The organism is Xanthomonas sp. DAR 35659, from assembly GCF_041242975.1.
Taxonomy (GTDB): Bacteria; Pseudomonadota; Gammaproteobacteria; order Xanthomonadales; family Xanthomonadaceae; genus Xanthomonas_A; species Xanthomonas_A medicagonis.
In genome coordinates this window covers 4,351,468-4,378,027 of sequence record NZ_CP162488.1, presented here as the reverse complement: position 1 = coordinate 4,378,027, position 26,560 = coordinate 4,351,468, and the positions used below count along the sequence as shown (strand labels likewise).

Annotated in this window: 21 protein-coding genes and 1 pseudogene; 13 read left to right on the top strand and 9 right to left on the bottom strand. The window is 69.9% G+C overall.

The window, feature by feature from the left end; translation table 11 throughout:
- The first annotated feature begins 39 nt into the window (after positions 1 to 39).
- Together AB3X07_RS18565 and AB3X07_RS18560 are read left to right on the top strand one after the other, a co-directional pair.
- Positions 40 to 1,131, top strand: coding sequence for a Ca2+-dependent phosphoinositide-specific phospholipase C (locus AB3X07_RS18565; RefSeq protein WP_369940202.1), 1,092 nt, complete (start codon positions 40 to 42; stop codon positions 1,129 to 1,131).
- Complete coding sequence (locus AB3X07_RS18560; RefSeq protein ID WP_369940200.1) at positions 1,110 to 2,393, top strand: histidine-type phosphatase; 1,284 nt, start codon at positions 1,110 to 1,112, stop codon at positions 2,391 to 2,393. Before AB3X07_RS18565 ends, AB3X07_RS18560 begins: the two co-directional genes overlap by 22 nt.
- Positions 2,394 to 2,786: 393 nt before the next feature.
- On the opposite strand, the gene metK is transcribed toward AB3X07_RS18560, so the two are convergent.
- The gene (gene metK, locus AB3X07_RS18555) at positions 2,787 to 3,998 is read right to left on the bottom strand and encodes a methionine adenosyltransferase (protein ID WP_369940198.1); all 1,212 of its coding nucleotides are present in this window, start codon (positions 3,996 to 3,998) and stop codon (positions 2,787 to 2,789) included.
- A gap of 205 nt (positions 3,999 to 4,203) precedes the next feature.
- On the opposite strand from metK, the gene AB3X07_RS18550 reads away from it, so the two are divergent.
- The 3 genes from AB3X07_RS18550 (at position 4,204) to AB3X07_RS18540 (ending at position 9,317) form a co-directional block, all read left to right on the top strand.
- On the top strand, positions 4,204 to 5,919 hold the full coding sequence (locus AB3X07_RS18550; protein WP_369940196.1) for a lysophospholipid acyltransferase family protein: 1,716 nt from the start codon (positions 4,204 to 4,206) through the stop codon (positions 5,917 to 5,919).
- Positions 5,916 to 6,734 carry a UDP-2,3-diacylglucosamine diphosphatase gene (locus AB3X07_RS18545; RefSeq protein WP_369940194.1) on the top strand — a complete coding sequence of 273 codons (819 nt, stop codon included), beginning with the start codon at positions 5,916 to 5,918 and terminating at the stop codon, positions 6,732 to 6,734. Before AB3X07_RS18550 ends, AB3X07_RS18545 begins: the two co-directional genes overlap by 4 nt.
- A 525-nt stretch (positions 6,735 to 7,259) precedes the next feature.
- The gene (locus AB3X07_RS18540) at positions 7,260 to 9,317 is read left to right on the top strand and encodes a tetratricopeptide repeat protein (RefSeq protein WP_369940193.1); all 2,058 of its coding nucleotides are present in this window, start codon (positions 7,260 to 7,262) and stop codon (positions 9,315 to 9,317) included.
- Between the two features lie 24 nt (positions 9,318 to 9,341).
- On the opposite strand, the gene AB3X07_RS18535 is transcribed toward AB3X07_RS18540, so the two are convergent.
- Positions 9,342 to 9,728 (bottom strand): hypothetical protein, encoded by a 387-nt coding sequence (locus AB3X07_RS18535; RefSeq protein WP_369940191.1) that lies wholly within the window; start codon positions 9,726 to 9,728, stop codon positions 9,342 to 9,344.
- A gap of 377 nt (positions 9,729 to 10,105) precedes the next feature.
- Here AB3X07_RS18535 and AB3X07_RS18530 point away from each other — a divergent pair, with 377 nt between their 5' ends.
- Positions 10,106 to 10,780, top strand: coding sequence for a hypothetical protein (locus AB3X07_RS18530; RefSeq protein WP_369940189.1), 675 nt, complete (start codon positions 10,106 to 10,108; stop codon positions 10,778 to 10,780).
- Positions 10,781 to 10,891: 111 nt separating this feature from the next.
- Here the strand turns inward: AB3X07_RS18530 and AB3X07_RS18525 are convergent.
- Positions 10,892 to 11,534: pseudogene (locus AB3X07_RS18525) on the bottom strand (DUF1629 domain-containing protein).
- A 420-nt stretch (positions 11,535 to 11,954) separates the two neighbouring features.
- On the opposite strand from AB3X07_RS18525, the gene AB3X07_RS18520 reads away from it, so the two are divergent.
- Together AB3X07_RS18520 and AB3X07_RS18515 are read left to right on the top strand one after the other, a co-directional pair.
- Positions 11,955 to 13,028: a metal-dependent hydrolase gene (locus tag AB3X07_RS18520; protein WP_369940187.1), complete on the top strand. Its 1,074-nt coding sequence runs from the start codon at positions 11,955 to 11,957 to the stop codon at positions 13,026 to 13,028.
- Positions 13,029 to 13,499: 471 nt separating this feature from the next.
- Entirely contained in the window at positions 13,500 to 14,180 is a 681-nt protein-coding gene (locus AB3X07_RS18515) for a hypothetical protein (RefSeq protein ID WP_369940186.1), read from the top strand.
- A gap of 382 nt (positions 14,181 to 14,562) precedes the next feature.
- Here the strand turns inward: AB3X07_RS18515 and AB3X07_RS18510 are convergent, their stop codons facing one another.
- The 5 genes from AB3X07_RS18510 to AB3X07_RS18490 form a co-directional block, all read right to left on the bottom strand.
- Positions 14,563 to 15,390 (bottom strand): class I SAM-dependent methyltransferase, encoded by an 828-nt coding sequence (locus tag AB3X07_RS18510; protein WP_369940185.1) that lies wholly within the window; start codon positions 15,388 to 15,390, stop codon positions 14,563 to 14,565.
- 25 nt (positions 15,391 to 15,415) lie between these two features.
- Positions 15,416 to 16,414: a tRNA dihydrouridine synthase DusB gene (gene dusB, locus AB3X07_RS18505; RefSeq protein ID WP_369940184.1), complete on the bottom strand. Its 999-nt coding sequence runs from the start codon at positions 16,412 to 16,414 to the stop codon at positions 15,416 to 15,418.
- A 236-nt stretch (positions 16,415 to 16,650) separates the two neighbouring features.
- On the bottom strand, positions 16,651 to 17,256 hold the full coding sequence (locus tag AB3X07_RS18500) for a DUF4893 domain-containing protein (RefSeq protein WP_369940182.1): 606 nt from the start codon (positions 17,254 to 17,256) through the stop codon (positions 16,651 to 16,653).
- Between the two features lie 93 nt (positions 17,257 to 17,349).
- Positions 17,350 to 18,303, bottom strand: a complete 954-nt coding sequence (locus tag AB3X07_RS18495; RefSeq protein ID WP_369944805.1) for a ribokinase — start codon at positions 18,301 to 18,303, stop codon at positions 17,350 to 17,352.
- Positions 18,304 to 18,346: 43 nt separating this feature from the next.
- Positions 18,347 to 19,645: a NupC/NupG family nucleoside CNT transporter gene (locus AB3X07_RS18490; RefSeq protein ID WP_369940181.1), complete on the bottom strand. Its 1,299-nt coding sequence runs from the start codon at positions 19,643 to 19,645 to the stop codon at positions 18,347 to 18,349.
- Positions 19,646 to 19,902: 257 nt separating this feature from the next.
- Between AB3X07_RS18490 and AB3X07_RS18485 the strand changes: the two genes are divergently transcribed.
- The 5 genes from AB3X07_RS18485 to AB3X07_RS18465 all read left to right on the top strand — a co-directional run bounded on the left by AB3X07_RS18485 (position 19,903) and on the right by AB3X07_RS18465 (position 25,225).
- A complete protein-coding gene (locus AB3X07_RS18485; protein ID WP_369940180.1) occupies positions 19,903 to 20,874 on the top strand; it encodes an aldo/keto reductase in 972 nt (323 codons plus the stop codon).
- A 182-nt stretch (positions 20,875 to 21,056) separates the two neighbouring features.
- Positions 21,057 to 21,257 carry a hemin uptake protein HemP gene (hemP, locus tag AB3X07_RS18480; protein ID WP_009577197.1) on the top strand — a complete coding sequence of 67 codons (201 nt, stop codon included), beginning with the start codon at positions 21,057 to 21,059 and terminating at the stop codon, positions 21,255 to 21,257.
- A gap of 166 nt (positions 21,258 to 21,423) precedes the next feature.
- Positions 21,424 to 23,643, top strand: coding sequence for a TonB-dependent hemoglobin/transferrin/lactoferrin family receptor (locus tag AB3X07_RS18475; protein ID WP_369940179.1), 2,220 nt, complete (start codon positions 21,424 to 21,426; stop codon positions 23,641 to 23,643).
- Between the two features lie 6 nt (positions 23,644 to 23,649).
- Positions 23,650 to 24,243, top strand: coding sequence for a Hemin transport protein (locus AB3X07_RS18470; protein ID WP_369940178.1), 594 nt, complete (start codon positions 23,650 to 23,652; stop codon positions 24,241 to 24,243).
- Between the two features lie 46 nt (positions 24,244 to 24,289).
- Positions 24,290 to 25,225 (top strand): DUF6607 family protein, encoded by a 936-nt coding sequence (locus AB3X07_RS18465; RefSeq protein ID WP_369940176.1) that lies wholly within the window; start codon positions 24,290 to 24,292, stop codon positions 25,223 to 25,225.
- A 282-nt stretch (positions 25,226 to 25,507) separates the two neighbouring features.
- Here AB3X07_RS18465 and AB3X07_RS18460 read toward each other — a convergent pair whose 3' ends face one another.
- Positions 25,508 to 26,416: a S1 family peptidase gene (locus AB3X07_RS18460; protein ID WP_369940175.1), complete on the bottom strand. Its 909-nt coding sequence runs from the start codon at positions 26,414 to 26,416 to the stop codon at positions 25,508 to 25,510.
- Between the last annotated feature and the right edge of the window lie 144 nt (positions 26,417 to 26,560).

The following is a 26,560-nucleotide window of genomic DNA, read 5'->3' as shown; positions in this document are numbered from 1 at the left end:
CCGCCGCGCGGCCTCGTGTCGCGCGGTGGGTGGCGCGTTGTGGGCATCGCGCCACTGCTCGCCTGGCTGGCGCTGATCGGCCTGCCGGGAGAGGCGAGGGCGACAGAGGCACCGGTGACGGTGCCGATCGACGACCTGCGCCTGGATCAGGTGCAATTGCTCGGTTCGCACAACAGCTATCGCCCGGTGCCGACCGCGCAGGTGCGGCGGCGCCTGCAGGCGCACGATGCCGCCGAATGGCCGGCACTGGCCTATGGCCATCCATCGCTGCAGGCGCAACTCGCGTTGGGGCTGCGGCAACTCGAACTCGACGTGGCCGCCGATCCGCACGGCGGCCTGTACGCCGCGCCTTATGCGCGGGCCGATGCAACGACCCGGGCCCGCATGCAGGCACCCGGCGCCAAGGTCCTGCACCAGCCGGGCCTGGACTACGCCAGCCATTGCCTGCGCTTTCGCGACTGCCTGGCGGTCCTCGCCGCCTGGTCGCGCGCGCACCCGCGGCACACGCCGCTGGTGGTGCTGGTCAACGCGGTGGATTTCGATCCAGTGCCGGGCCTGTGGCCGCACCGTGCCGCTTTCGACGCCAACGACCTGGACACGCTGGACCGCGACATCGTCGCGGTCGTCGGACGCGCGCGCCTGATCGTGCCCGACGACGTGCGCGGCGATGCGCCAACGCTGCGCGAGGCGGTGCTGGCGCATGCCTGGCCGCGCGTGGCGCAGGCGCGTGGCCGCCTGCTGTTCGTGCTCGATGGCAATCCGCGGCACGAGGCGCTGTATCGGCAGGAGCATCCATCGCTGCGTGGCCGCATGATGTTCGGCTGGTACGCGCCGGACCAGCCGGAGGCCGCGGTGCTGTCGATCGAGGATCCGCTGGCGCAGGCGCCGCGGATCCGCGCGCTGGTCGCGCAGGGGTTCGTGGTGCGCACCCGTGCCGACGCCGACGGCCGCGAGGCGCGCGCGCATGACCGCCACCGCGCGCAGGCGGCACTGGAGGCCGGCGCACAATGGATCAGCACCGATTACTACGCCGGCGCGCCGGATCCGCAGCGGCTGCGCTACTGGCTCGGCATCGCCACGGGGCTGCGCTGCGACCCGGTCACGGCCGCGTGCGGCACGACCGCACCGTGAGACTTTCCATGTTGGGGACGATGATGAAAACAGGTACGCGTTGGATGCTGTGGGTCGTGCTGCTGGTTGCCGCATTGGGCGCGCAGGCGCGGCCGGCGCCCAAGGCCGCGCCCGCGTTGCAGGTGGAAAAGGTCTGGATTCTGTTCCGCCACGGTGTGCGCGCGCCATTGCCGGGCGAGGCCGCAGCCGCCGCCTTGGCGCCGCAGCCCTGGCCGGTGTGGGACACGCCGCCGAGCCTGCTCACCGCGCACGGCCGCACCGCGGTGGAGCGCAGCGGCGACTACACGCGGCAATGGCTGCAGCGCGACGGCGTGCTGCCGGCGCAGGGCTGCCCCGCCGACGGCACGGTCAGCATCTACGCCAACACCGACCAGCGCACCATCGTCAGCGCGCAGGTGCTTGCCGACACGCTGGCGCCCGGCTGCCATCTGCAGGCCGGCCACCAGCCCGAGGGCAGCGACGACCCGCTGTTCCGCCCGGTGGAAGCCGGTGCGGTGGACTTCGATGCCGCCGCCGCGGTGGCATCGATCCAGCGCCAGACCGGCGGCCCGGGCGCGGTGCTGGCGCCGTATGCGCGCGAACTGCGGACCATGCAGGAGATCCTTGGCTGCAGCGAGACCTGCGACTTCGCGCACATGCCTTCGTCGCTGACCGCGGGTGAGAACGGGCGCAGCCTGGCCTTGCCCGGACCGCTGGACCTGACCTCGGGCACCGCCGAGGTGTTCATCCTGCAATACGCCGAGGGCCTGCCGCTGGATCAGGTCGGCTGGGGCCGCGCGACGCCGACACGCATCGCCGCCGTGTCGCGGCTGCACGCCTTGCTGTTCGAGATCTACGCGCGGCCGCAGTACATGGCCGCGCGCGCCGGTGCGCCGCTGGCGCACCGCCTGCTGGACACGCTGGGCGCCGCCGACGCACCGCGGCTGAGCGTGCTGGTCGCCAGCGACACCCACATCGCCGCACTTAGCGGCCTGCTCGACCTGCACTTCCATCTGCCCGGCTTCGGCCGCGACGACGCGCCCCCGGGCGGCGCGCTGGTGCTGGAGCAACTGCGCGATCCCCGTAGCGGCCGGCGCTACGTGCGCGCGCGCTACCAGGCGCAGTCGCTGGACCAGTTGCGCGCACTGACCCCGTTGAGCCTGCGCCACCCGCCGCTGCTGCAAACCCTGCAGATCCCTGGTTGCAGCGACGCACGGACCGGGCTGTGCCCGCTGCCGCAGTTCCAGTCGCTGCTGCAGGCGGCGCTGCAACGACGCGGTTGAGGCGGCTCGCTGCTTTTCCGCTCTTCTGCCCTTCGTAGGAGCGGCTTCAGCCGCGACAGGCGTTCCCAGGAAGGCTGTCGCGGCTGAAGCCGCTCCTACAGGAGTCCTCGGGGGTGGGGCGGTTCATGCCGCGCAGCGGTCTGCGCCAGCAGTTCACTTTCCCAGTCTCCCGACAGACACGACTGCCCTTGTAGGAGCGACTTCCGTCGCGACGCGCGTTCCCATGAAAGCCCATCGCGGCTGAAGCCGCTCCTGCGCGAAAGCATTCTGGCAGCAGGGATGCCATCGCTGCGTGGCCTCCGCCAACTCCAGCTACCGGCCACGTTCCATGCCCCAAACGAAGAACGGGCCGCAGTGCGGCCCGTTCTTCGTGCAAGCGCGGGCGAACCCGGCTTACTTCAGCTTGGCGTCCGCGCGCAGCGCCTCGGCGCGGTCGGTCTTCTCCCACGAGAACGCGGTGGCCTGGTGCTGGGCGCCGGTGCCGTCGGTGTAGGTGAAGGCCTTCGGGGTACGGCCGAAATGGCCGTACGAGGCGGTCTGCTGGTACATCGGGTGGATCAGGTCGAGCATCTGCAGGATGCCGTACGGACGCAGGTCGAAGTGCTTGCGGATCAGCTTCTCGATCTGGTCGTCGGCGATCTTGCCGGTACCGAAGGTGGTGACCGAGATCGAGGTCGGCTCGGCCACGCCGATGGCGTAGGAGACCTGCACTTCGCAACGGTCGGCCAGGCCGGCGGCGACGACGTTCTTGGCGACGTAGCGCGCGGCGTAGGCGGCCGAACGGTCGACCTTGGACGGGTCCTTGCCGGAGAACGCGCCGCCGCCGTGGCGCGCCCAGCCGCCGTAGGTGTCGACGATGATCTTGCGCCCGGTCAGGCCGCAGTCGCCCACCGGCCCGCCGATCACGAACTTGCCGGTCGGGTTGATGTGGAACTTGGTGCCCTTGTGCAGCCACTTGGCCGGCAGCACCGGCTTGAGGATCTCCTCGCGCACGGCTTCGACCAGGTGCTTCTGCTTGATGTCCGGATCGTGCTGGGTGGACAGCACCACCGCGTCGATCGCGGTCGCCACGCCGTCTTCGTAGCGCAGGGTGACCTGGCTCTTGGCGTCCGGGCGCAGCCACGCCAGCGGCGAGTTCTTCTTCTTGCGCACCTTGGCCTGCTGTTCGACCAGGCGGTGCGACAGGTGGATGGCGGCCGGCATGAAGCTGTCGGTCTCGCGGGTGGCGTAGCCGAACATCAGGCCCTGGTCGCCGGCGCCCTGTTCTTCCGGCTTCTTGCGGTCCACGCCCTGGTTGATGTCCGGCGACTGCTTGCCGATCAGATTCAGCACGCCGCAGGTTTCGCCGTCGAAGCCGACGTCGGAGCTGTTGTAGCCGATGTCCAGGATCACCTTGCGGGTCAGCGCTTCCAGGTCGATCCAGGCGCTGGTGGTGATCTCGCCGGCGACGATCGCCACGCCGGTCTTGACCAGCGTTTCGCAGGCCACGCGCGCGCGCTTGTCCTGGGCCAGGATCGCGTCGAGCACGGCATCGGAGATCTGATCGGCGATCTTGTCCGGGTGGCCTTCGGAGACCGACTCGGAGGTGAAGAGATAGCTGGACATCGCGGCTATATCCTTGTATTCGGATGAAAAGATGGACGCGCATGATACACGGGCGCGCGGCGCCGTGCATTGTGCCCGTCGCCGCGTTGGGCAAGGTTAACCGGTCAGCCGGCGCGGCGGTGGCCGTCATGTTGCCGTAGCCATATTGCAAGATCGGTGTCGCCGCCACGGCCGAAGCTGTGCGCAGTCAGCAAGGGGACTTGCCGTGCTCGCACTCGAACGCCGTCTTCAGGACCGCTACCCGCACTGGTTTGCCGGACGCCGCTCGCGGCTGGTCCGGCCGTTGCTGCGCGGCCTGCAAAAATGGTCGGGACTGGACGCGCTGGACGCGTTCCTGGAGGCCAATCGCGACCTCCGCGGGTTCGCCCTGGTCCAGGCCGGATTGGATTTCCTGCAGGCCCGCTACGTGGTCGGGCCGACCCCGGCCGAGTGCATCCCGGCGCGCGGGCGCCTGCTGATCGTCGCCAACCACCCCTCCGGCGCGCTGGACGCGCTGGCGCTGCTGGACTGCGTCGGCCAGGTGCGGCGCGACGTGAAGATCGTCGCCAACGATTTCCTGTGGGCGCTGGAAGGGCTGCGCGAGCTGCTGCTGCCGGTGCGCATCCTCGGCGGCGCGCCGTCGCCGGCCAGCGTGCGGGCGATCGAGCAGGCGCTGGCGCAGGAGCAATGCGTGATCGTGTTCCCGGCCGGCGAGGTCTCGCGGCTGGGCTGGGGCGGCGTCGCCGACGGGCGCTGGCGCCGCGGCTTCCTGCGCTTCGCCCTGCGCACCGCCGCGCCGGTGCTGCCGGTGCGCATCCACGCGCGCAACTCGGCACTGTTCTATGGCGCCTCGGCGCTGTTCAAGCCGGCCGGCACCGCGCTGCTGGCGCGGGAGATGTTCGCCCGCCGCGAGCGCCGCATCGCGCTCAGCCTGGGCCGTGCCCGGGCCTTGCCGCAGGACCTGCCCGAAACCGAACTGATGCGGCGCCTGCGCAGCGAGCTGTACGCGCTGGGCCGCAGTGGCGGGCAGGCCGCGCCGAGCGAGGAGGCGCTGGTCGCCGCCGAGGAGCCGGCGCAACTGGCGATGGAAGTGGCGGCGTTGCGCAGCCTCGGCCACACCCTGGACGGCAAGCAGATCCGCGTCGGCCGGCTGCGCGCCGGCTCGGCGCTGCTGCGCGAGATCGGCCGTCTGCGCGAGCTGACCTTCCGCGCGGTGGGCGAGGGCACCGGTCGGCGCCTGGACCTGGACGACTACGACACCTGGTACGAGCACATCGTGCTGTGGGACGGCGCCGCCACGCGCGTGGTCGGCGCCTACCGGGTCGCGCGCGGCGCGCCGGTGCTGGCCGAGCGCGGCCTGGCCGGCTTCTACACCGCCGCCCTGTTCCGCTACGGCGAGGCCATGCTGCCGCGCATCGCCGCCGGCATGGAACTGGGCCGCAGCTTCGTGGTCCCGGATTACTGGGGCAGCCGCAGCATCGACTACCTGTGGCAGGGCATCGGCGCCTATTTGCGCGACCACCCGCAGGTGCATTATCTGTTCGGCGCGGTGTCGATCAGCGCCGCGCTGCCGTATGAAGCGCGCGAGCAGATCGTCGCCTACTACGCCCGCTACTTCGGCGACGCCAGCGGCGAAGCGGCCTCGGCGCGGCCGTTCCCTTATCCGGAGGCGCCGCCGGCGTTCGACGAGCTGGACGCCGACACCGCCTTCAAGGTGCTCAAGGGCAACCTCGACGCGCTGGGCGCGGCGGTGCCGATGCTCTACAAGCAGTACACCGATCTGTGCGAGCCCGGCGGCGCGCGCTTCCTCGCCTTCGGCGTGGATCCCGCGTTCAACGACGCCGTCGACGGCCTGATCGAGCTGGACCTGCAGCGCATCCGCAGCAAGAAGCGCGCGCGCTACCTCGAACGTCCCCGCAACGAAGCAGAGGTGGTGGCATGAAGCCGGTCAGCAGTCCGTCGCCGCGCCGCGCGGTGTTCGTTTCCGACGTGCACCTGGGCGCGCCGCATTGCCACGCGCGCGAACTGGCCGATTTCCTCGGCGGCCTGCGCTGCGAACAGCTGTATCTGGTCGGCGACATCGTCGACTTCTGGTGGATGGCGCAGCGCCGCGCGGTGTGGAGCGCGGCGCACCAGCGCGTGATCGATGCGCTGCACGCGCTGGCCCGTGGCGGCACCGAACTGATCTACGTGCCCGGCAACCACGACCGGCCGATCCGCCGCTTCTGCGGGCTGGCGCTGCCGGCGATGCAGGTGCGCCGGCGCGCGGTGCACGCCACCGCCGACGGCCGCCGCCTGCTGGTGGTGCACGGCGACGACTACGACAGCGTGACCCAGTTCGGCGGCCTGCAGGAGAAGTTCGGCGACTGGCTGTACTACCGCATTCTCACCGGCAACCAACTGACCAACCGCGTGCGTCGCCGCTTCGGCATGCGCTACTGGTCGTTGGCCGATTACCTGAAGCGGCAGAGCGGAGCGGCCGAACGCTACATCGAGCGCTTCGTCGCCGCCGGACTGGACGACGCACGCCGTCGCGGCCTGGACGGGGTGATCTGCGGCCACGTGCACCGCGCCGGGCTGTTCGAGCGCGACGACCTGGTCTACGCCAACGACGGCGACTGGGTCGAGAGCCTCACCGCGCTCGCGGAAGAGGCCGACGGCACGCTGCGCCTGCTGTCGCATCGCGGCGAGGTGCTGCGCGAGTTGCCGCCGCGCCCGCGCCTGCTGCAGGACAGCACCTGGCCGCGCGCGGCCTGAAACCGACGGCGTTCGCGTCGACGATCCACGGCGCGGGACGCCTGACCAAACGCTTGCGTCCTGCCGATGCGCGCCGCATGGGCACGCACGTGTGCCACTGCCAGCGACCTCCCGCCGTCCGCTGGAATGCAGCAGCACATCGCGCTGTGACACGCATTCCGCGATCGACGCGCCACGTGCGCAAATGTGGCATTCGCTTGATCGACACCTCTCCCATCGGCTCTACTGCGTTCCGTCGTAGCGGCAAGCGCAGGTCAGGCTCCACCGCCGGGCGTGACTGGCGCGCCGAACGTCGTGGCGCACGCATTTCGCATCTCGATCGATCCGGGAGTCATGGAGACGGTGGAAGCAGGGACGCAGGTGTCCGGCCGGTCGCGGCACCCCGCATGCAACGGGATGTTCCGGGCCGTGTCAGCGCTCGCCGGCTTCCTCGTCCATGCGCCTTCCACCCCTGCCAGCACCCGCTCGCCTGCACGTCACGCCCTGGCGTGGCTATGCCTCCTGCTCGCGGCGAGCGCGCCGGCGATGGCACGCGATGCGGCCTACGGCTGTGCGGAGGCCAAGCCGCCGCGCCCGCTGCCGGACGCGGCGCTGTGCGTCCAGCACGCGCGACTTGCGCCATCGGCGACCGCGGGCGAGGCACGGGTGGAGGCGCTGTTCGCCCAGGCCAGGGCGCGCCAGGATGCCGGGCGCTTCGCCGCCGCCGAACAGGCACTGGACTGCGCCGAGGCCAACATCGTCGATCGCGACGATGCGCGCCTGCGCTACGAGCTCACGCGTCGCCGCGGCATTCTGGAGTTTCGCCGCGAACGCATCGCGCAGGCGCTGGAGCGCTTCGAATGCGCGGCCACCCTGTCCCGGGCGCTGGGCGATCGCGGCGCGGAGGCGCGCGATCTGAACAACGTCGGCGCCGCGCTGCGCCGGCTCGGCGACTTCCGCGGCGCGCTGCGCCACCTGACGCTCAGCCTCGACCTCCAGCGCGCGCAGGGCGAGGCCTCGGCGTCCGTGCTCACCAACATCGCCGACGTGTACCGCGAATTGCGCGAACCCGACACCGCGCTGCGCTACTACCGCGATGCGCTCGCCGCCAACCGCGCCAAGGGCGACGCCATCGAGGCGGCGCACGTGCAGGAAACCATGGCCGAGTTGGCGCTCGACAACGGCGACACGCGGCAGGCGCTGGCCTGGCTGCAGGAGGCCCTGGGCGTCTATCGCGCGCAGGGCAACCGCGTCTACCAGTTGCGGGTCCATGACGGCCTGATCCGCGCGGCACTGGCGCTGGGCGATGTGGCGCAGGCGCGGCGCTGGAGTTCCAGCGCGCTGGCGCTGGCCGAGGCATGGACGCTGCCGCTGCCGTCGGCGCTGCAACTGCAGTTGGCGCGGACCGCGCGGCTCCACGGCGACACCGCCGCCGCGGCGATCCGCCTGCGCCAGGCGCTGGCGGCCGCCGTCAGCGGCGATCCGGCGCGGGTGCCGTTGCTGGAGGAACTGGCGCGGCTGCAGGAAAGCGCGGGCGACGCGGTGGCGGCCAATGCCACGCTGCGGCGCGCGAACACGGAAGCCGCCGCGCTGCTGCGCGCGCAGCACGATCGCCAACTGGACTGGTTGCGGATCCGCTTCGAGAGCGCCGAGCAGCAGCGCACCATCGATCGCTTGGCAAGCGAGAACAGCCTGCGCAAGGCGCAACTGCGCCAACGCACGCTGCTGCTGTGGCTGGTGCTGGTGTCCGCGCTTGCGGCGGTGCTCGGCGGCTGGCTGCTGCTGCAGCGGCGCCGGCAGCGCGCGCGCCTGCTGGAGGAAGCGCGGCGGGTCCGCCACGAGGAGGAACTGGCCCGCTACCGGCGCGAGGCCGACGCCTTGGCCGAGGACCGCAGCCTGTTGCAGACCCTGCTCGACAGCCGCGAGGATGCGGTCTGCCTGCTCGATGCCGAAGGCCAGGTCCTGGTCGCCAATCGTGCCGGCCGCCTGTGGCTGGCCGGCGCCGAGGACGCCGAACCGGTGGGGCAGCCCATTGCCGGTTTCGTGCGCGCTGCAGACCGTGGCGCGTTGCAGGGCGCGCTGGAGCGGATGGAGGACAGCGCGGCGCAGCAGGTCGATGTCGTTGCCCAGCACGGCGTCGCGCTGGTGGCCACCTTCGCGCCGTGGCCAGGCGGCGACGGCCTGGTCATCCTCGCGCTGCGGCAACGCGAGGGCGATGCCGTGGCCGACACCGGACAGGCCGCGGACCCGCCTGACGCTGCGGCCGCACCGCCGGCCCGCGACGCGTTCCGGCGCACGCTGGTGGAACTGATGTTGGCGGTCATCGACAGTTGGGAGCGGGCCACCGGCACCGGCCGCCTGGAACTGGCCGAGCGCAGCCGGATCTGGCGCGTGAACATCGACGACGGGCGCCTGCGCGCGCGGGCGATGGAGCGCTACCTGGCGGTCTCCAAATTGCCGCGCAACCCGCGCTGGCGCGACGTGCTGCGCTCGGCCTACTTCGTGCTCGCCCAGTGCGACGGGCTGCAGGCCGATGCGCGCGCCGCGCTGCAGGCGCGGGTCGATGCGGTACTGGCCTACACCCGCCGCGACGCGCTCGTCTGACGGCGAACGCGGCATCGCGAACCGTTAGCGGCCGCGCTTGGCGGGGCACACCACGCAGGCGCCCTTGAGGCCATGTTCCATGCGGTACGCGCTGTGGTGGTCGCGGGATAGGAAGGTGCTGGGGCCGAGGACGACGGGCTTGGCCGATCGCGAAGGGGCCACGACCTCGCAATAGGCACCGATGGTGTTCAGTGCATTCGTATACGGCTCGTGACTGTCGACCACGCCGCATTTGTCCATCACCTGGCGCAATTGCCCGCCGTCGAAATCGAACTTCACCACGATCTCCGGGTCCTGGTCCTCCTCCAGGCACCAGTCCGGCGGCAGCGTGTCGTGGCCGTGGGCGGCGAGGGGCAGGGCCGCGAGGAGCGCGGCGAGGGCGGTGGCGACGTGGGGGCGGCAGGCAAGCATGGGAGCCTCGCAAGGGCGGATACGGGATCGGCAGGGTAAGAGCGGCCATGCCACCGATTCCAGCGCGTCCACGGGAATAGATCGGGAATAAATCAACATAAACCGTTGATTTATCGATGGAGGCATTCGCGGCATCGCCCGGTCGGCGTGTGGCCGCGGCGCGGTGGTGCCGACCTGACTGGGCCAATTCGACCCGGTTCGCGCCCGCGGCGGCCCGGCTTCGCCCTCGTCCCACGGCGCAGGCCTGCCTAGCCTGATCCCGCCGCGGTGCACCGCGTGCCGATGCCGCGGTGGCCGCATCGCCCGATGGCCTGCCGGGACGCGAGACCTCGGGAAACCTGGCCACCCTCAACCCATCCATTGCAGGAGAACGTTTCATGAAGAACAAGCTCTTTGTCGCAACGCTCGCCCTTCTGGCCGGCAGCGCCTTCGCGGCCCCCGCGCTGGCGGCGGAGAACCCCATGGACCAGGCCGGCATCCAGCACAACATGTACCTGGGGTGCCTGATGGATCTGAACGCCTCGCCCGACGATGTGCTGAGCCTTCTGGTCAAGAAGTGCGGCTATGCCCCCGGCGTGCCGCTGGAGCGGTACGTCGCCACGCTGCAGCCGCTCCTCGACGCCTACGATCCGACGCGGCCCATGACCGAAAACCTGCCCGGACTGCGTCAAAGGCTCACCGCCTACGAGTACTCGTTCGTGGTCCGCATCGACCAGATCGTCGAGAACGCCGCGGACATGGACGCCGCGGCGGCGCAGTTCGAGGCGCTGGAGCGCGAGGCCATCGCGCGGCTCGATCCCAAGTCCGAGAACGGCGCGCTGATCCTGGGCGGGCTGAGCGTGGCCAGGCACTCCAACCGCTACTGGGCCGAGCAGGCAGCCGAGAGCGGTGTCGCTGCGAAAGGGCGCTTCTGGAAATGGCTGCTCGTCGTCGCGGCGGACGTGGCGGGCTTTTTCGCCGCGGATAACGATGTCGGCGGGGCATCCTCCTTCTCCAACTCCGCCCACGGCATGATCTTCGGCACGGGTACCACCCCTCCGCCGGCGAACTGAATCGGTCTACGTTCTGAGGCCGGTGGTCCGGCGCTGTGCGCCGAACGGGAAGGGCGCCCTGACGGGCGCCTTTTCCACGCTGGGCGTCGCTTTGCCGGCTGCCTCACCTGCTCAGCAGTTCACCATGTCGGAGAACCAGAGCCCATTGGACCTGTACGGTTTGACGATGCCCGCCGACTCGACTGCCTCCTTGAACACGTTGTCGCAGAAGACGCCTCCATGGAACGGCAACCTGAAGACATGCGCCGGCCCCAACACGTCGCGCCTGAAGGCCAGCCGGATGTCGCCGGTGAGGTCGTAGTGCTTTCCCGCTTCGAAGTCGTCGCTGATCTCGATGTGGAGCAGGGAGGCGTCCTCGTCCAGCGCGTCCAGGGTGCGGACCACATCGCAGAGGAACACGCTCGGCCCCTGGGAACCGTCGGTCAGGCGATAGTCCGCATCGGCGAAGGCGAAGGCCGCCGCGTCCACCGACTCCATCACCCGGCGCAGCCGCTCGGACACCAGCCAGTAGCCGCTGAAGCCACCCTCCAGGTCCTGCGGGGGCACGCCCTCGCTGGGGCGGTAGAGCAAGCGTGGGATTTCGCGCAATGGCGGGAACCCGCCATTTCGGTGGCTTCACCATGAGACGCGGCGGCGTGCGTAGGGCGTTCTCGTTCTGAAAGACGACCCCGTGACCTTTGCCCCCACGCCGAACGTCCGGACGCAGTTGGAAGAATGTTCCCTTCTCGGGTGGATGGGACGTCGTTGTTTGCATGCGTCGGGTCCCGTCCAGTTGGGGCTGGCTTCCACCTTGGCGGCCGGAGTCTACCGCCACGGTTGCCGACTGGGTAGGCAGGGCCGATGTGCGCTGCGGCTTTCGTGCGCCCGGGGGAAGTGGCGCGTTGCTGGGGTGCGACCCTGCCCAACCGCCTCCTCACGGCGGCGGCGCAGACGCTCGACACATGCCTGGCCGATGCCGGTGTGTGCGCGTGATCCCGCTGGCCTGGCACGTGAGCGTCATCGTCTCGCTATGGCGGGCGAGATCGCCCGTACTGCATGGCGGGCGAGATCGCCCGTACTGCGGCATCCGCCCGGCACCGGCGATGCGGCCACCGGCACCTGGCGCGCCGCCGGCTCACGCGTGGTGCGCCGGTAGGCCGCGCAGCCGCCGTCGCATCGCTGCTAGCATCGCCCGATGGATTCCCTCTCCCAGATCGTGCTCGGCGGCGCCATCGCTGCCGCCATCGCCCCCGCCGCGCATCGCCGCGCCGCATTGCTCGCCGGCGCCGCGCTCGGCACCGTGCCCGACCTCGACTCGCTGCTCCTGCTGCCGCTGACCCGCGACCCGGTCACGCTGATGACGGTGCACCGCAGCTTCAGCCATTCGCTGTTCGTGCTGCCCTTGCTCGGCTGGCTGCTCTGGTGGCTGTTCCGCCGCTTCGGCCACGGACGGGTGGCCGAAGCGCCACGGCGCTGGTTCTGGGCGATCCAGTTGGGGCTGATCACCCACCCGCTGCTGGACGCGTTCACCGTCTACGGCACGCAGCTGTGGTGGCCGCTGCGGCCGCCGCCGGCGATGTGGTCGAGCGTGTTCATCATCGATCCCGCCTACACGCTGTGGCTGATCCTGGCCTGCGTCATCGCCTGGTGGGCGCGCGCACGCCGCGTGGCGCAGCAGGCGCTGCTGGCGGGGGTGATCCTGAGCAGCGCCTACCTGGGCTGGTCGCTGCTGGCCAAGCACCTGGTCGACCGCCAGGCCGATCGCGCGCTGGCGGCGATGGGGCTGCAGCACGCGCCGCGCTTCTCGGTGCCGATGCCGTTCAACACGCTGCTGTGGCGGGTTGTGGCGATGACCCCGAACGGCTACGTGATCGGCGAGCGCTCGCTGGTCGCCGATCACGGGCCGATGCGCTTTCAGGGCTATCCGTCCAACACCCAGGCGTTGGCGCAGGTGCGCGACCTGCCGGCGGTGCAGCGGCTGACCTGGTTCAACCGCGGCTTCATGCGCGCGCAGGTCAAGGACGGCGAACTGGTGCTCAGCGACCTGCGCATGGGCCTTGAGCCGGACTACAACTTCAACTTCGCGGTAGCGCGGCAGCGCGGCGATGGCTGGGAAGCGATCGCGCCGCGGCAGTTGCAGGCCGCGTACCGGGCGCCGGTGGCGCGTGGACAGATCCGCGCGGCGCTGGCGCGGATGTGGCAACGGATCTGGATCGAACCGGCGTCGCCCGCGCCGGTCGGTGCGCAGGTGCCTGCAGCGGCGCGTTGAGCACATCGCAATGGATCGTGGCGTGATGCGCCTTCATTGCCGACGCCGATCCAGCGACGGCTGCCTGCGCGCAAGGGCGATGACGCCTTGCCTGGCGGTGTTCAAGCTGCCGCGCAAGCCTCGGATGGCATCAGCCTAGTTGCAACGGCGCAGCGGATTCCAGCGCCTCCGCGGGTATGGATCGGGAACGAATCGGCGTAACGCTTTGATTCTTCGATCATGGTCGCCCTGTCGCAGCCCCAGGATCGCGTCGCCGCGATGTGCCGGCTGTGCCATCGGGCTTGCCAATTCCACCCTGTTTGCTCCCGTAGCGACCCGGTTTCGCCCTCGTGCGTCGCCGCAGACCCGCCTAGCCTGAAACCGCCGCATCGCGCCATGTGCCGCTGCGGTGGTGGCCGCTCGCAGGGGTCCTCCGCCGGAAAGTCGCGAGACCTGGCCCACCCTCCATCCACCCATTGCATGAGAACGCGTATGAACAAAAAGCTCTTCGCCGCGACTGTCGCTCTCCTGGTCGGCAGTGCCTTCGGTGCCGCCCCCACGCTGGCGGCCGAGAACCCGATCGATCAGGCGGGCATCCGGCACAACATGTACCTGGGCTGCCTGATGGAGGCGAAGGCCTCGCCCGACGAGGCCCTCGCCGTCCTGGTCCAGAAGTGTGGCTACAACCCCGGCATGCCGCTGGAGCGCTTCATCGCCACACACCAGCCCATCGTCGACGCGGTCGACCCGATCCGGCCGATGACCGAGAACCTGGCCGGACTGCGCCAGCAGCTCAGTGCCTACGAGTTCTCGTTCATCGTGCGCATGGACCAGATCGTTGAGGGCGCCAAGGATATGGACGCGGCCGCGATGCAGTTCGAGGAACTGGAGCGGGAAGGCATCGCGCGGCTCGATCCCAAGTCGAAGAATGGCGCGCTGGTTCTGGGCGCGCTGAGCGTGGTCAGACATTCCGCGCGTTACTGGTCCACCCATGCTGCCGGCAGCACAGCGAAAAAAACCGCGTCTCCAGGCTCGGGCTGGTTGATTGTCGCAGCGTGCGATGCGGTGGGCTACCTCGCCTTTGGCAACAGCGAATTGGCGGCCTCCACCTCCTATGCAGCCTTCAACATCCTCGTTTCAGAAGGATATTTCCCACTCTACGCAGACCGATGATCTTCCCCATCATCGTGCTCCAGGCAGTGCAGATGAAATAGAGAAAGGCGTTCCCGACGGGGACGCCTTTCTCTATCAGGCAAATGAGCATGCGGGGATGTCGCCGCTTCTGTGTGCGGGCGCGGCGCTGACCCGCGTTTCCGGAGGGAGCTGAGCCAAGCCGTGCTTCGAAGCGCCTGCAAAGTGACTTTGATTTCAACGTTGTGGTGGTACGGCAGCACGGCGATGGCCGGGGAGACGATTGCGCCACGGCAGTTGCAGGCCGTCTACCGCGCGCCTGTGCGCGTGGGCAACGCGGCGTAGCGCCGGCACGGATGTGTGGCGGATCCTGGCCGAACCTGCGTCGTCAGCGCGCAGGCATCAGCGTCGCTTTGAAAACGGCTCAATAGACCGTGGCGTGCGCCTGCACGAACGAGTAGAAGAACACCGCATCCGGATCGCTCTGCACCTGCGCCATCTCCCGGCGCATGCCGGCCACGGTTTCCTCGTCCACCGCGCCGGCCTGCAGCAAGCGCTCGGCGGCCGACAGCAGCAGTTCCTCCCAGAACCCGATCATGGTCTTGCGCCGCGCCGGTTCGCGGTTGTCCAGGTGCACGGTCTTGATCTCGGTGCTGACGTCGCGATAGCCGCCGGCCAGCAGCAGGTTGCCGAGCTTGGCACCGACGAAGGGATCGCCGCCATGGTCGTACTGGAAGTCGTTGAACGCCATCCAGTAGCGCCACACGTTCGGCGAGTACGGGTGCAGCAGGAACGAGGCGTTCATCACCTCGGTCACATATACCGGCGATCCCGGCGCCAGCACCCGCCGCACTTCGCTGAGCACGCGCGCCGGCGACGGCACGTGCTCCAGCACCCAGCACAGGAACGCCGCATCGAAGCTGCGCGGTTGGAACGGCAGGTCGCCGGCGTCGGCCTGCTGCAGGGTGTAGCGGTCCTGGCACCAGGGCATGCGCTGCAGGTTGTCGCGCGCGGCATGCAGCTGCGCTTCGCTCAGGTCGATGCCGGTGACGTGCAGTTCCGGGAAGCGTCGCAGCAGCACTTCGGTCTGCGCGCCGACGCCGCTGCCCACTTCCAGCAGCCGCCGCGCGCCGGTGTAGTCGATCTGGTTGAACAGGGTGGCTTCCAGCAAACGCGCCTGTTTCAGCAGGCGCGCCTGTTCGGTGTCGGAATAGCCGTGCAGATAGGTCGGAGTCTCGGCAGGCGAGCGCATGGCGGTGCTCCAGGAGAAGAAAACGTCAGGCCGCAGCGGAAAGCGTCGGTGGCACGCCGGCGATCAGCGCATCGAAATACTCGGCGGTCAGCGCCAGTTGCGCCGGCGCGCTCTCGGCGCGGTTGACCACGGCGCGGAACGCGGCGTTCTCGGGGCGGTCCTTGGCGTACCAGCCCAGGTGCTTGCGCGCGATGCGTACGCCCTGCGCCTCGCCGTAGAAATCGTGCAGCGCCTGCAGGTGGCCGAGCAGGGTGTCGCGCACGAACGTCAGCGACGGCGCGGGCTGCAGTTCGCCGGTGGCCAGGTAGTGCGCGATCTCGCCGAAGATCCACGGCCGGCCCTGCGCCGCGCGCCCGACCATCACCGCGTCGGCGCCGGTCGCGGCCAGCACCTGCGCCGCCTTCTGCGGCGAATCGATGTCGCCGTTTGCGATCACCGGGATGCGCAGCATCGCCTTGATCTCGCCGATCGTCGCGTACTCGGCCTGGCCGCTGTAGTGCTGGTCGCGGGTGCGCCCGTGCACCGCCAGCGCGGCGATGCCGCAGTCCTCGGCGATGCGCGCGATGATGGGGCCGTTGCGGTGGTCGCAGTCCCAGCCGGTGCGGATCTTCAGCGTCACCGGCACCGGCGCAGCCTTCACCACCGCGCTGAGGATGCGCGCCACCAGCGCCTCGTCGCGCATCAGCGCCGAGCCGGCCCAGGCGTTGCACACCTTCTTCGCCGGGCAGCCCATGTTGATGTCGATCAGCTGCGCGCCGTGGTCGGCGTTGTAGCGCGCGGCCTCGGCCAGTTGCTGCGGTTCGGTGCCGGCGATCTGCACGCTGACCGGGTCCGGCTCGCCGGCGTGGTCCATGCGCTGCAGCGACTTGCGGGTCTGCCAGAAGCGCGGGTCGGAGATGGTCATCTCCGACACCGCCAGGCCGGCGCCCAGGCGCTTGCACAGCAGCCGGAACGGCTTGTCGGTGACGCCGGCCATCGGCGCCAGGATTACCTTCGGTTCGATCGTGTAGGGGCCGATACGCATGCGGCCATTGTCGCCGCCGCCGCGGACGCTGCCAACTCGGCGCGCGGCCGAGAGACGCGGCGCCATGGGAACGCGGTCCGAGAGCGCCAGGCGACCGCCGCCCGGATCGCGCGAGCGCGGCATGTCGCGGGCCGGCCAACGCCTGTCGGGTTCACACCAGGGCCGCACCTGGGCGATCCTGGCCGATTCCCGATTCCCGATTCCCGATTCCCGATTCCCGATTCCCGATTCCCGGCTCAGCGAATCAGCTGGTACAGCTCGAAGCCCTTGGCACTGCCGTCCAGGATCAGCAGCAGCTCGTTCGGCCCCAGTGCGACCAGGCGGCCGACGCTGCTGCCCCGGGTGCCGTCGGAGACCTTGCCGGGGATGTACTGGCCTTCCGGATCGTCGTTGACCGTGCTGGCGCCGAGGAACGCGAACTCGCGGCTGTCCTTGGCCAGCGGATACAGCGTGCCGCTGCGGCGCTGCGAGCCGCTGGTCTTGCTGAAATGGTAGCCGCAGGCATCGCGGCTGATCTCGGCCTTGAAATAGGGGTAGGCGTAGGCGAAGCGCTGGTCGACCTGGATCGAACGCACCTTCCAGTGGCCTTCCAGCTTGCCCGGCACCTGCGGCGACTGCGCGCGCTGCAGCAGGGTGCGCGCCAGCGCCGCGCTTTCCTGGAAGTCGGCCTCGTCGTACTGCGGCGCGATCGCCTGTTGCAGGTTGTCCGCGGAGACGGTCACCGCGGCGCGGTCGGCGTCGTTGGCAATGCTGTTCCAGTCGCAGCGCGGCGCGGCGGCGAGCGACAGCGGGGCGAGCAGCGCGCACAGCGCGCCGAACGAGGTCAGGGAAACACGGGGCATCGAAAACTCCTTGTCGGGATGCGGCCCGTCACGGCGACGGGCGATGGGGAACGGTGGTGTGGATGGTGGCGGATGCCGTCGGCGGCGGATGGCTCAGCTGGCCTCCGGCACCAACCGCGGCATCGACGCGGCGGCGCCTTCGTGCTCGGTCGAGCGCGCCGCGTAATGGTTGGCGAAGCGCACGTGGGTGGCGAAGGTCGCATTCGGCGACTGCGCCAGCGAGGCCACCAGCGCGCCGTTGAAGGCATCGCCGGCGCCGGTGGTGTCCACGGTGTGCGCCGCTTCCGCGCCGATGCGGTAGTACGGCTGCGCATCGCCGCGCTGGCGCTCCTCCGGGTGCGAGATGAACGCGCCCACCGCGCCCAGCGTCACCACCACGGTGCCGCCGGGCAGCAGCTTGCGGCACAGCGCGTGCAGGCTGCCGCCGTCGGTGGCGGCGACGTCGTCGGCCTCCACGCGTTCGCCGACGTGGCGCGCCAGCAGCGCGGCGAACTCGGTCTCGTTCGGGGTCAGCACGTCGGCCAGCTTGAGCAGGCCGATGCTGGTCTGCGCATTGGCCGGCGCGGCGTTGAGCACGGTCGTGACGCCGTTTTCGCGGGCCAGCGCCAGGGTGCCCTCGATGGTCTCGATCGGCGACTCCAACTGCGCCAGCAGCACCCGCGCCGATCCCAGCAGCGCGCGCTGCGCCTGCACGAAGCCCAGGCTCAGCGCGGCGTTGGCGCCGGCGCCGATGACGATGGTGTTGCGGCCATGGCCATCGACGTAGATGCCGCCGGTGCCGGTCGGTTCGCTGCTGGCCTCGGCGGCCAGGGCGATGCCGTCCTGCGCGGCCAGCGCGCGCGCCATCGCGCCGCCGGCATCGTCGCCGAGCGCGCACACGAAGGTGGTGCGGGCGCCGGCGCGGGCCGCCGCCACCGCCTGGTTGAAGCCCTTGCCGCCGGGGCCGGTGCTGTAGCGGCCGGCGATGGTGGCGCCCGCGGCGGGCAGGGTGTCGCAGCGCCAGACGTGGTCGACATTGAACGAACCGACGACGATGACGGAACTCATGGACATGTGCTGCTTCTCGACGGGGGACTGGAAAGGGACTGCATCAGCTGAAGTGCGACAGCACGCCGGCGATGGTGGCGGTCATGAAGGTGGCGATCGAGCCGCCCAGCACGGCGCGCAGGCCGAACCGCGCCAGGTCGTGGCGGCGCTCCGGGGCCAGGCCGCCGATGCCGCCGATCTGGATCGCGATCGAACTGAAGTTGGCGAAGCCGCACAGCGCGTAGGTGGCGATCAGCCGGCCCTCGGCGCTCAGGCTCATGCCAGGCACCTGGCCTTTGACGATCTGCGCCAGTTCGCTGTAGGCGACGAATTCGTTGATGACCACCTTCTGCCCGATCAGCGAACCGACCGTGGTCGCATCCGCCCACGGGGTGCCGATCACCCAGGCGATCGGCGCCAGCACATAGCCGAAGATGGTGGACAGGTTGGTCGGGCGACCGATCGCCGCGGCCAGGCCGGTGACGTCGCCGATCCAGGTCAGCGGCGCGTTGACCAGCGCGATCAGGGCGATGAAGGCCAGCAGCATCGCGCCGATGTTCAGCGCCAGGCGCAGGCCGTCGCCGGCACCGGCGGCGGCGGCGTCGATGACGTTGCTGGTGGTCTTCTCCACTTCCATCTTGACCGTGCCGCGGGTCAGTGGCGTGCCGGTTTCCGGGATCAGCAGCTTGGCCACCACCAGCGTCGCCGGCGCGGCCATGATGCTGGCCGCCAGCAGATGCTTGGCGTAGAACGCCTGCTCCACCGGATCGGTGCCGCCGAGCATGCCCACGTAGGCGGCCAGCACGCCGCCGGCGATGTGCGCCATGCCGCCGATCATCATCGTCAGCAGTTCCGATTCGGTCATCTTGGGGATGTACGGGCGCACCGTCAGCGGCGCTTCGGTCTGGCCGATGAACACGCTGGCGCAGACGCTGGTGGTCTCGGCGCCGGACACGCGCATCACCTTGGTGATCGCCCAGGCCATCACCCGCACCACCGCCTGCATCACCCCCAGGTGATAGAGCACGCCCATCAGCGCGGAGAAGAAGATGATGGTCGGCAGCACCTGGAAGGCGAAGATGAAGCCGTAGGTCTTGGTGTCCAGCAGGCTGCCGAAGATGAAGCTGGAGCCTTCGTTGACGAAGCTCAGCACCTTGACGAACAGTTTTCCCAGCCAGTCGAACACTTCGCGGCCGCCCGGTACCAGCAGCACCAGCGAGGCGAAGCCGATCTGCAGGATCAGGCCGGTGGCGACCAGCTTCCAATCGACCGCGCGCTTGTTGTTCGAGAACAGCCAGGTGATCCCGATCAACACCGCCAACCCGAACAGGCCGAAGCCGATCCTTCCCAATCCTTCGACCATCTGCGTCCCCGGGTTCCGGCCAAAGAGAGGAAGCCTAGTGCAGGGGGTGACGGGCGGCAAGGCGAGCCGTGTTCAGTCGGGGATTCGGGAGGCGGGATTGGGGATTGGGAACGGCCTGGCGCCTTGGATCGGTCGCGTCGCCGGTAGCGGACCGGCGCGGGCGGAGGGCGTCGTGGGCGAAGCCTCGCCAGCGCCGCCGCTACACTGTGCGGCCGCCCGCCGGCCGTGCCGCGGGTCCGCTCAGCAGGAGAGTTGCCATGCATTACCGTCGCCTCGGTGCCACCGGGCTGCAGCTGTCGGCGCTGTCGTTCGGCGCCTGGATCAACTTCGGCGGGCAGATCGGCCGCGACGAAGCGCGCAACCTGATCGCCGCCGCCTGGGACCACGGCATCAACTTCTTCGACAACGCCGAGGTCTACGCGCACGGCCGCGCCGAGCAGGTGATGGGCGACGTGATCGCCGACCTGCGCCTGCCGCGCGATGGCTACTGCGTGTCCAGCAAGGTCTACTTCGGCGCGGTCGAAGCGCCGCGCCCCACCCAGCGCGGGCTGTCGCGCAAGCACGTCACCGATGCCTGCCACGCCGCGCTCAAGCGCCTGCGCGTGGACTATCTGGACCTGTACTACTGCCACCGTCCCGATGCCGACACGCCGGTGGAGGAAACCGTGTGCGCGATGGATGCGCTGATCCGCCAGGGCAAGGTGCTGTACTGGGGCACCTCCGAGTGGCCGGCCGAGCGCATCCGCGAAGCGGCGCAGGTGGCGCAGGCGCAGGGCCTGCACGGACCGTCGATGGAGCAGCCGCAATACAACCTGCTGCACCGCCAGCGCGTGGAGCAGGAATACGCGCCGCTGTACGCAGAGCTCGGCCTGGGCACCACGATCTGGTCGCCGCTGGCCTCGGGCCTGTTGACCGGCAAGTACAACGACGGCATCGATCCGGCGTCGCGCCTGGGCCAGGCGCGCAACGCCTGGCTGCAGGACGACGTGATCGGGCCGCCGGCGCAGCGCCGGATCGAGCGCGCGCGGCGCTTCACCACGCTGGCCGCCGCGCAGTGCGTGGCGCCGGCGGCGCTGGCGATCGCCTGGTGCCTGCGCAACCCGCACGTGTCCACGGTGATCCTCGGCGCCAGCCGCGTCGCCCAGTTGCTGCAGAACCTCGAGGCGCTGCAGTTGGCCACCCGCGACGACCCGGCGTGGTGGGCGCAGGTCGAGGCGGCGGTCGCCTGAGTCGGGCCTGGGGGCAGGGGAGTGGTTGAACGCGATCAGGTAGGGATGCGTCGCCGATTCATCCTGGCTGTCGAAGGCTTGCATTTCATTCGCACCTTCAATGGCTGCAAACGAGAATGCCTCTTGCGAAATTATTGAGAATCATTATCATCCGTATCGACCCCTGTGTACGGAGCTCGACCATGACCGCCCAACCCGTGCTGTTGCGTCACCCGGAAACCCTGAGCCTGCGCGAGCGCGCGTTGCCGCGCGCCGTTCCGGTCGAGGAAACGATCAGCAGCGAGGCGCTGCTGAAAGGGCGCCGCGAGGTGCTGATCCAGCATGGCGACCGCGTCTATCGCCTGCGCCACACCAGCAACGACAAGCTGATCCTGACCAAGTAAACCGCCTGGCCGCGCAGCGCGCGGCACGGCCCACCGCTCGACACTGCCGCCACCTGGCCGGACCGCACGCGTCCGCCGCGGCCGCTCGCAGTCGCGACCGTCTCTCCTCTCGGCCCTTGCGCCGGCCTGCGTGCCGGCGTGGGCCGGGATCTTTCGCGACCTACCGATGACCTTCCTTCTTCGTCCCGCTCCGCTCGCCGGCGCGCTGTGGCTGGCCCTGGCCGCCTGCGCGCACGCCGCCCCCGACACTGCGACCGGCGCCGCCGCCGATGCCGCCACGCCGCGCGATTTCGACCGCCTGCAGGTCACCGCCACCCGCACCCAGCGCGCCATCGTCGACGTCCCGGCCAGCGTGGACGTGATCGACCGCGAACAGATGGATCAGGAACTGGTGCACGACCTGAAGGATCTGCTGCGCTACACGCCGGGCGTTTCGGTCACCGGCAACAGCGGCCGTTTCAGCGGCGTCGGCGGGATCCGCATCCGCGGCCTGGACGGCAATCGCGTGCTGATCCAGACCGACGGCATTCCGGTCGCGGATGGCTTCAGCTTCGGCAGCTATCTCAACGCCAACCGCAATCTCGTCGACATGGAAACGCTCAAGCGGGTCGAGATCGTGCGCGGCCCGGCCAGTTCGCTGTACGGCTCGGATGCGCTCGGTGGCGTGGTCGCCTACGTCACCAAGGATCCGGCCGACTACCTGGCACCGGGCAAGGACCGCTACGTCGGACTGAAGTTCGGGTACGAGGGCGACTGGGACGGTCTGTTCGCCGGCGCGCTGGTCGCCTTCGGCGGCGCGCGCTGGAGCGGCATGGCCGCGCTCAGCCATCGCCAGGGCCAGGAAAGCGAAACCCAGGGCGACAACCGCAGCACCGGCGCGACGCGTACCGCGCCCAACCCGCTCAGCAGCGACGGCCGCAGCCTGCTCAGCAAGCTGGTCTACGCGCCGAGCGCGAATCAGCGCTTCAAGCTCACCGTCGAGGGCAACGAGGACTACGGCCGCATCGATGCGCTGAGCAACGTCACCGCGGCGATCCTGTCGCAGCGCGGCCGCGATCATAAGACCCGGGCGCGCGTGTCGTTGGCGCACGAGATCGACCAGTGGGACACGCCGTTCGCCGACGACCTGCAGTGGCAACTGTACCGGCAGGACAGCGAGAGCCTGCAGCGGACCGACGAACGCCGCAGCAACAACACCCTGCGCCACAACGAGCACAACTTCGACCAGCGCCTGTACGGGCTGCAGGCGAACCTGCACAAGCGGGTGGACCAGGGCCGCGTGGTCCACGACATCAGCTACGGGCTCGACCTGTCGTGGAGCGACACCCACGAGAAGCGCGACGGCCACACGCAGAACCTGCGCACCGGCGCGATCAGCAAGACGGTGGGCCTGGAGACCTTCCCGGTGCGCGATTTCCCGGTCACCGAGACCACCAAGGCCGGCCTCTACCTGCAGGACGAGATGCGCCTGGCCGACGGCCGCGTCAGCCTGATTCCGGGCGTGCGCGTGGACTACTACCGGCTCTCGCCGGAGGTGGACGCCATCTTCGCCGGCGACAATCCGGGCGTGGCGGCGAAGAAGATCACCGACCACAACGTCTCGCCCAAGCTCGGCGCGCTCTGGCGCATCGACGAGGCGTGGTCGCTGTACGCCAACTACGCGTACGGATTCCGCGCGCCGCCGTACAACGACGTCAATATCGGCTTCACCAATCTGGTGGTCGGCTACACCGCGATCGCCAATCCGGATCTGAAGCCGGAGACCAGCAAGGGCGCCGAGCTCGGCCTGCGTTACGTCGGCGCGGCCGGCTATGCCGGCCTCAGCGGCTACTACAACGACTATCGCGACTTCATCGAGTCCTACAGCTTCGTCGGCTTCAACGCCGACGGTTTGATGCTGTACCAGTCGCGCAACGTCGACCACGTGGTGATCAAGGGCGTGGAGGCCAAGGCCGGGGTGGACTTTGGCGCGCTGTCGGCGCGCTGGGCGGGATGGTCGCTGCATGCCAGCGCCGCCTATGCGCACGGCGACAACAAGACCGATGCAGCGCCGCTGAACGCGGTCGACCCGCTGCGCGGCGTGCTCGGGCTGGCCTACGACCGCGACCTGTGGGGCGCGCAACTGGTCGGCACGTTCGTGGCGAAGAAGCAGCGCCCGGCGTCGGCGAGCTACTACACGCCACCGGGCTACGCGACGCTGGACCTGCTCGCGCACTGGAACTTCACCCCTGGCGCCCGACTCAACGTCGGCGTGTTCAACCTCGCCGATCGCCGCTACATCGATTGGAACGCGCTGCCCGGGGCGACGCTGGCCAGCAGCACGGTGCTCGATCGCTATACCGGCGCCGGCCGCAACGTGTCGGTCAGCCTGGCGCTGGACTGGTAGCGGCGCATGCGCAAGGCGGCGCCAGCGCAGCACGGTCCGGAGCGGAGCGCCGCCTCCGCGGCGCTGCCGCGCCCGGCGCAGCTGGCCGCGTTGGGCACCGTGCTGTGCCTGTACCGCGCACGTGCCGGCGCCGAGTTGGTCGGCTGGCGGCACGCACGCAGTGTCGCCGCGCATCTGGACGTGGACAGCGATGGCGTGCTGGAGAGCCTGCGCTTCTACGACCGCCAGCAGCACTGCTGCTGGCGCCTGTATCTGTTGCCCGACAGCGACTTCGTCGCCTGGGACATGCTGCTGTCGGCGCTGCCGACGGCGCAGGACGCCACCGACGGCGGTGTCGCCGAACGGCTGTGGCGGCGCGTCGCCGGGCGCCTGCGCGGCGATGGCTGGCACGCAGGGGCGCTGCGCCTGCATGCGGCCGACGGCGCGCTGGCGGCCAGCGTCGCCAGCGTGTCGCCGCTCGGCGCCAGCATCGCCCGGCGCATCGCCCGCCTGGAAGCGGCCGAGGGCGACGTGCTGGTCGACGACTGCTGCTGCGCCCGTGCCGCTCGACTTGCGCCGCGTCCGGATCCGGATCGGTCATGGCCGCTGATCCGGCTATGACCGGCGCATGGCGTCTTTCTCGCTTCCACCACTCTACCTTTCGATGATGAAACCACTTTCCCTGCTCTACGTCCTGCTGCTCGCCGGCAGTCTCCCCGTCCACGCCGAGGGCGCCGATCCGGCACGCGATCGCGCCAGCATCCTGGCGATGCAGGGCGAATACCTGGTGGACTTCGCCTTCGACGAGACGGTACTGCTCAAGCCGGGCTACGAGCGCGCGCCGGCGATGCGCAGCGGCGCCAACGAAGTGGTGATCGTGGTCGAGGACAGCCCGCGCAAGGTGGTACTGCAACATCTGCTGGTCGATACCAAGAGTGGCCATGTGACCAAGCACTGGCGCCAGGACTGGACCTACGAGGCGGCGCAGCGCTTCGAGTTCAGCGCAGACCAGACCTGGCAGGTGCGTCCGCTCGCCGCCGCGACCACGCGCGGTGCCTGGACCCAGTGCGTGTTCGAGGTCAGCGACGCGCCGCGCTATTGCGGCACCGGCCGTTGGGACTATGCCGACGGCCATGCGACCTGGACCAGCGACCTGAGCTGGCGGCCGCTGCCGCGGCGTGAGTACACCAGGCGCAGCGATTACAACGCGCTGGCGGTGATCAACCGGCACACCCTCACCCCGGCCGGTTGGACCCATGAGCAATTCAACACCAAGGTGCTGCGCAAGCCCGACGGCAGCCAGCAGTCGATCGCGCGCGAGTTCGGCTTCAACGACTACGTCAAAACCGGCGAGGTCGATTTCGCGCCCGCGTATGCCTATTGGAAGGCGACGCAGGGCTACTGGGCCAAGGTGCGCGCGCGCTGGGACGGGTGGCTCGGCAAGCCGCCGGGCGTGCACTTGAAGACCAAGCTCGACGGCATGGCGATGATCGTGCCGCTGTTCGAGCAGGCCGAGGCGGTACAGCAGGGCAAACCGGTGACCGACGCGCAGATCGATGCGGTGTTCGCGCAATGGACGGAGCCGGCGCCGGCCGCGCGCTGAGCACAGCGCCGACAACACAGCCAGGGTGGGGAAGGCGGCCGGTATGGCGCCTTCCCTTTTTTTTCATGGAGTGGATCGGTCGGCGGCGGCCATCAGTTGGCGATCGCGCGCGATCCCGCGGCTATCGCGCGCGCTCAGCCACATGCAGCGATCATGTGCACTCTCCGCGCGCCAGCTCCGCGCGCCAGCGACGGCGCAGCGCCGGCCCCACGCAACGCGGCAGTGTGGGCGTTCGCGCCAGTGCAACGACCTGCCATCCGCCGGAGCGCCGGCCACCGGAGATCAGGGCGTCGCCTCGCGCGCTGGCTGGGGCGCGGCCTGCGCTGGCGCGGGCGGTGGCTCGGTGCGCGCGGATGCAGCCATCACCTGCTCGATCCACGGGACGTAGTGCGAGATGCGCACCGCATGCACGATCTGGCCGTAGAGGCCCTGCACGAACGGGCGATCCGCGGTCCAGGTCTTCCAGAACGGATGCTCCGGCGGATACTGGCCCCACGATGCCAGGCCGACCAGTTGCCGCGCATGGCCGTCGCCGATCAGCAACGGACCACCGCTGTCGCCGCTGCCGGTGATGCCTTCGAGCGGCAACGCCGAGGCGGGAGGGTCGAAGCGATACCAGAGGTAACGCGCGTCGGCGCCGGCGATCGTGTTGAAGGCGTGGCGCAACACGCCGCGATGCGCGCCATGCGGATCCTGGCCCACGTTGCCGTCGCCACTGGCGCCCTTGCCGAGCAGCTCGGCGGTCATGCCCGCTTCCCGGTCGCCGCGGTACAGCGTCACCGGCGCCACCTCCGCCACCGGCGCCGCCAGTTCGATCAGCGCGATATCGTCGGATGCGTCGAGGAACGCGTAGAGCCTGGAGAAGTCGCGCGAGGCCAGGGCCTCCTTCACCAGTGGGTCGGGCAGCTTCTCGTAGCCGGGATAAACGACGATCCGTTTGATCCTGTGCGCCACGCCGCCGATGGTCACGTCCTGCTCCATGCCCGGCATCTGCATCGGCGCCGCGTGCGCGGCGGTGACCACCCACTGCGGCGCGATCAGCACGCCGTGCCCTTCGCCGGGCAGGTCGGCCAGTGCCGGAAATGCCGCCTCCGGAATCCGGTAGCGGGCGTCGTCCACGTCCGCCCTGACCACCACCGCGCCGGCCGCGTTGGCGACGGCCAGCAGGCAACACGCGACAAACCACTTCATGCGGGTCTCCTTATCGATGCACTGCGATTTATCCATGGCGCGGCACGCATCGCTCCCATCGTCGCGAAAGACCACCGCCGAGCGCCGGCGGCGAACGCGCCACGTCCGCGCAACCGCGACGCTTTTCCAAATCCCCAATCCCGA

Bases quoted from the DNA above. Each gene is read 5' to 3' on its own strand.
- AB3X07_RS18520 (WP_369940187.1), top strand. From the start codon at position 11,955: ATGGATTCCCTCTCCCAGATCGTGCTCGGCGGCGCCATCGCTGCCGCC.
- AB3X07_RS18500 (WP_369940182.1), bottom strand. From the start codon at position 17,256: ATGCCCCGTGTTTCCCTGACCTCGTTCGGCGCGCTGTGCGCGCTGCTC.
- metK (WP_369940198.1), bottom strand. From the start codon at position 3,998: ATGTCCAGCTATCTCTTCACCTCCGAGTCGGTCTCCGAAGGCCACCCG.
- AB3X07_RS18490 (WP_369940181.1), bottom strand. From the start codon at position 19,645: ATGGTCGAAGGATTGGGAAGGATCGGCTTCGGCCTGTTCGGGTTGGCG.
- AB3X07_RS18530 (WP_369940189.1), top strand. From the start codon at position 10,106: ATGAAGAACAAGCTCTTTGTCGCAACGCTCGCCCTTCTGGCCGGCAGC.
- AB3X07_RS18470 (WP_369940178.1), top strand. From the start codon at position 23,650: ATGCGCAAGGCGGCGCCAGCGCAGCACGGTCCGGAGCGGAGCGCCGCC.
- AB3X07_RS18475 (WP_369940179.1), top strand. From the start codon at position 21,424: ATGACCTTCCTTCTTCGTCCCGCTCCGCTCGCCGGCGCGCTGTGGCTG.
- AB3X07_RS18485 (WP_369940180.1), top strand. From the start codon at position 19,903: ATGCATTACCGTCGCCTCGGTGCCACCGGGCTGCAGCTGTCGGCGCTG.
- AB3X07_RS18540 (WP_369940193.1), top strand. From the start codon at position 7,260: ATGGCACGCGATGCGGCCTACGGCTGTGCGGAGGCCAAGCCGCCGCGC.
- AB3X07_RS18515 (WP_369940186.1), top strand. From the start codon at position 13,500: ATGAACAAAAAGCTCTTCGCCGCGACTGTCGCTCTCCTGGTCGGCAGT.
- AB3X07_RS18495 (WP_369944805.1), bottom strand. From the start codon at position 18,303: ATGAGTTCCGTCATCGTCGTCGGTTCGTTCAATGTCGACCACGTCTGG.
- AB3X07_RS18465 (WP_369940176.1), top strand. From the start codon at position 24,290: ATGAAACCACTTTCCCTGCTCTACGTCCTGCTGCTCGCCGGCAGTCTC.
- AB3X07_RS18535 (WP_369940191.1), bottom strand. From the start codon at position 9,728: ATGCTTGCCTGCCGCCCCCACGTCGCCACCGCCCTCGCCGCGCTCCTC.
- AB3X07_RS18510 (WP_369940185.1), bottom strand. From the start codon at position 15,390: ATGCGCTCGCCTGCCGAGACTCCGACCTATCTGCACGGCTATTCCGAC.
- AB3X07_RS18460 (WP_369940175.1), bottom strand. From the start codon at position 26,416: ATGAAGTGGTTTGTCGCGTGTTGCCTGCTGGCCGTCGCCAACGCGGCC.
- AB3X07_RS18545 (WP_369940194.1), top strand. From the start codon at position 5,916: ATGAAGCCGGTCAGCAGTCCGTCGCCGCGCCGCGCGGTGTTCGTTTCC.
- dusB (WP_369940184.1), bottom strand. From the start codon at position 16,414: ATGCGTATCGGCCCCTACACGATCGAACCGAAGGTAATCCTGGCGCCG.
- hemP (WP_009577197.1), top strand. From the start codon at position 21,057: ATGACCGCCCAACCCGTGCTGTTGCGTCACCCGGAAACCCTGAGCCTG.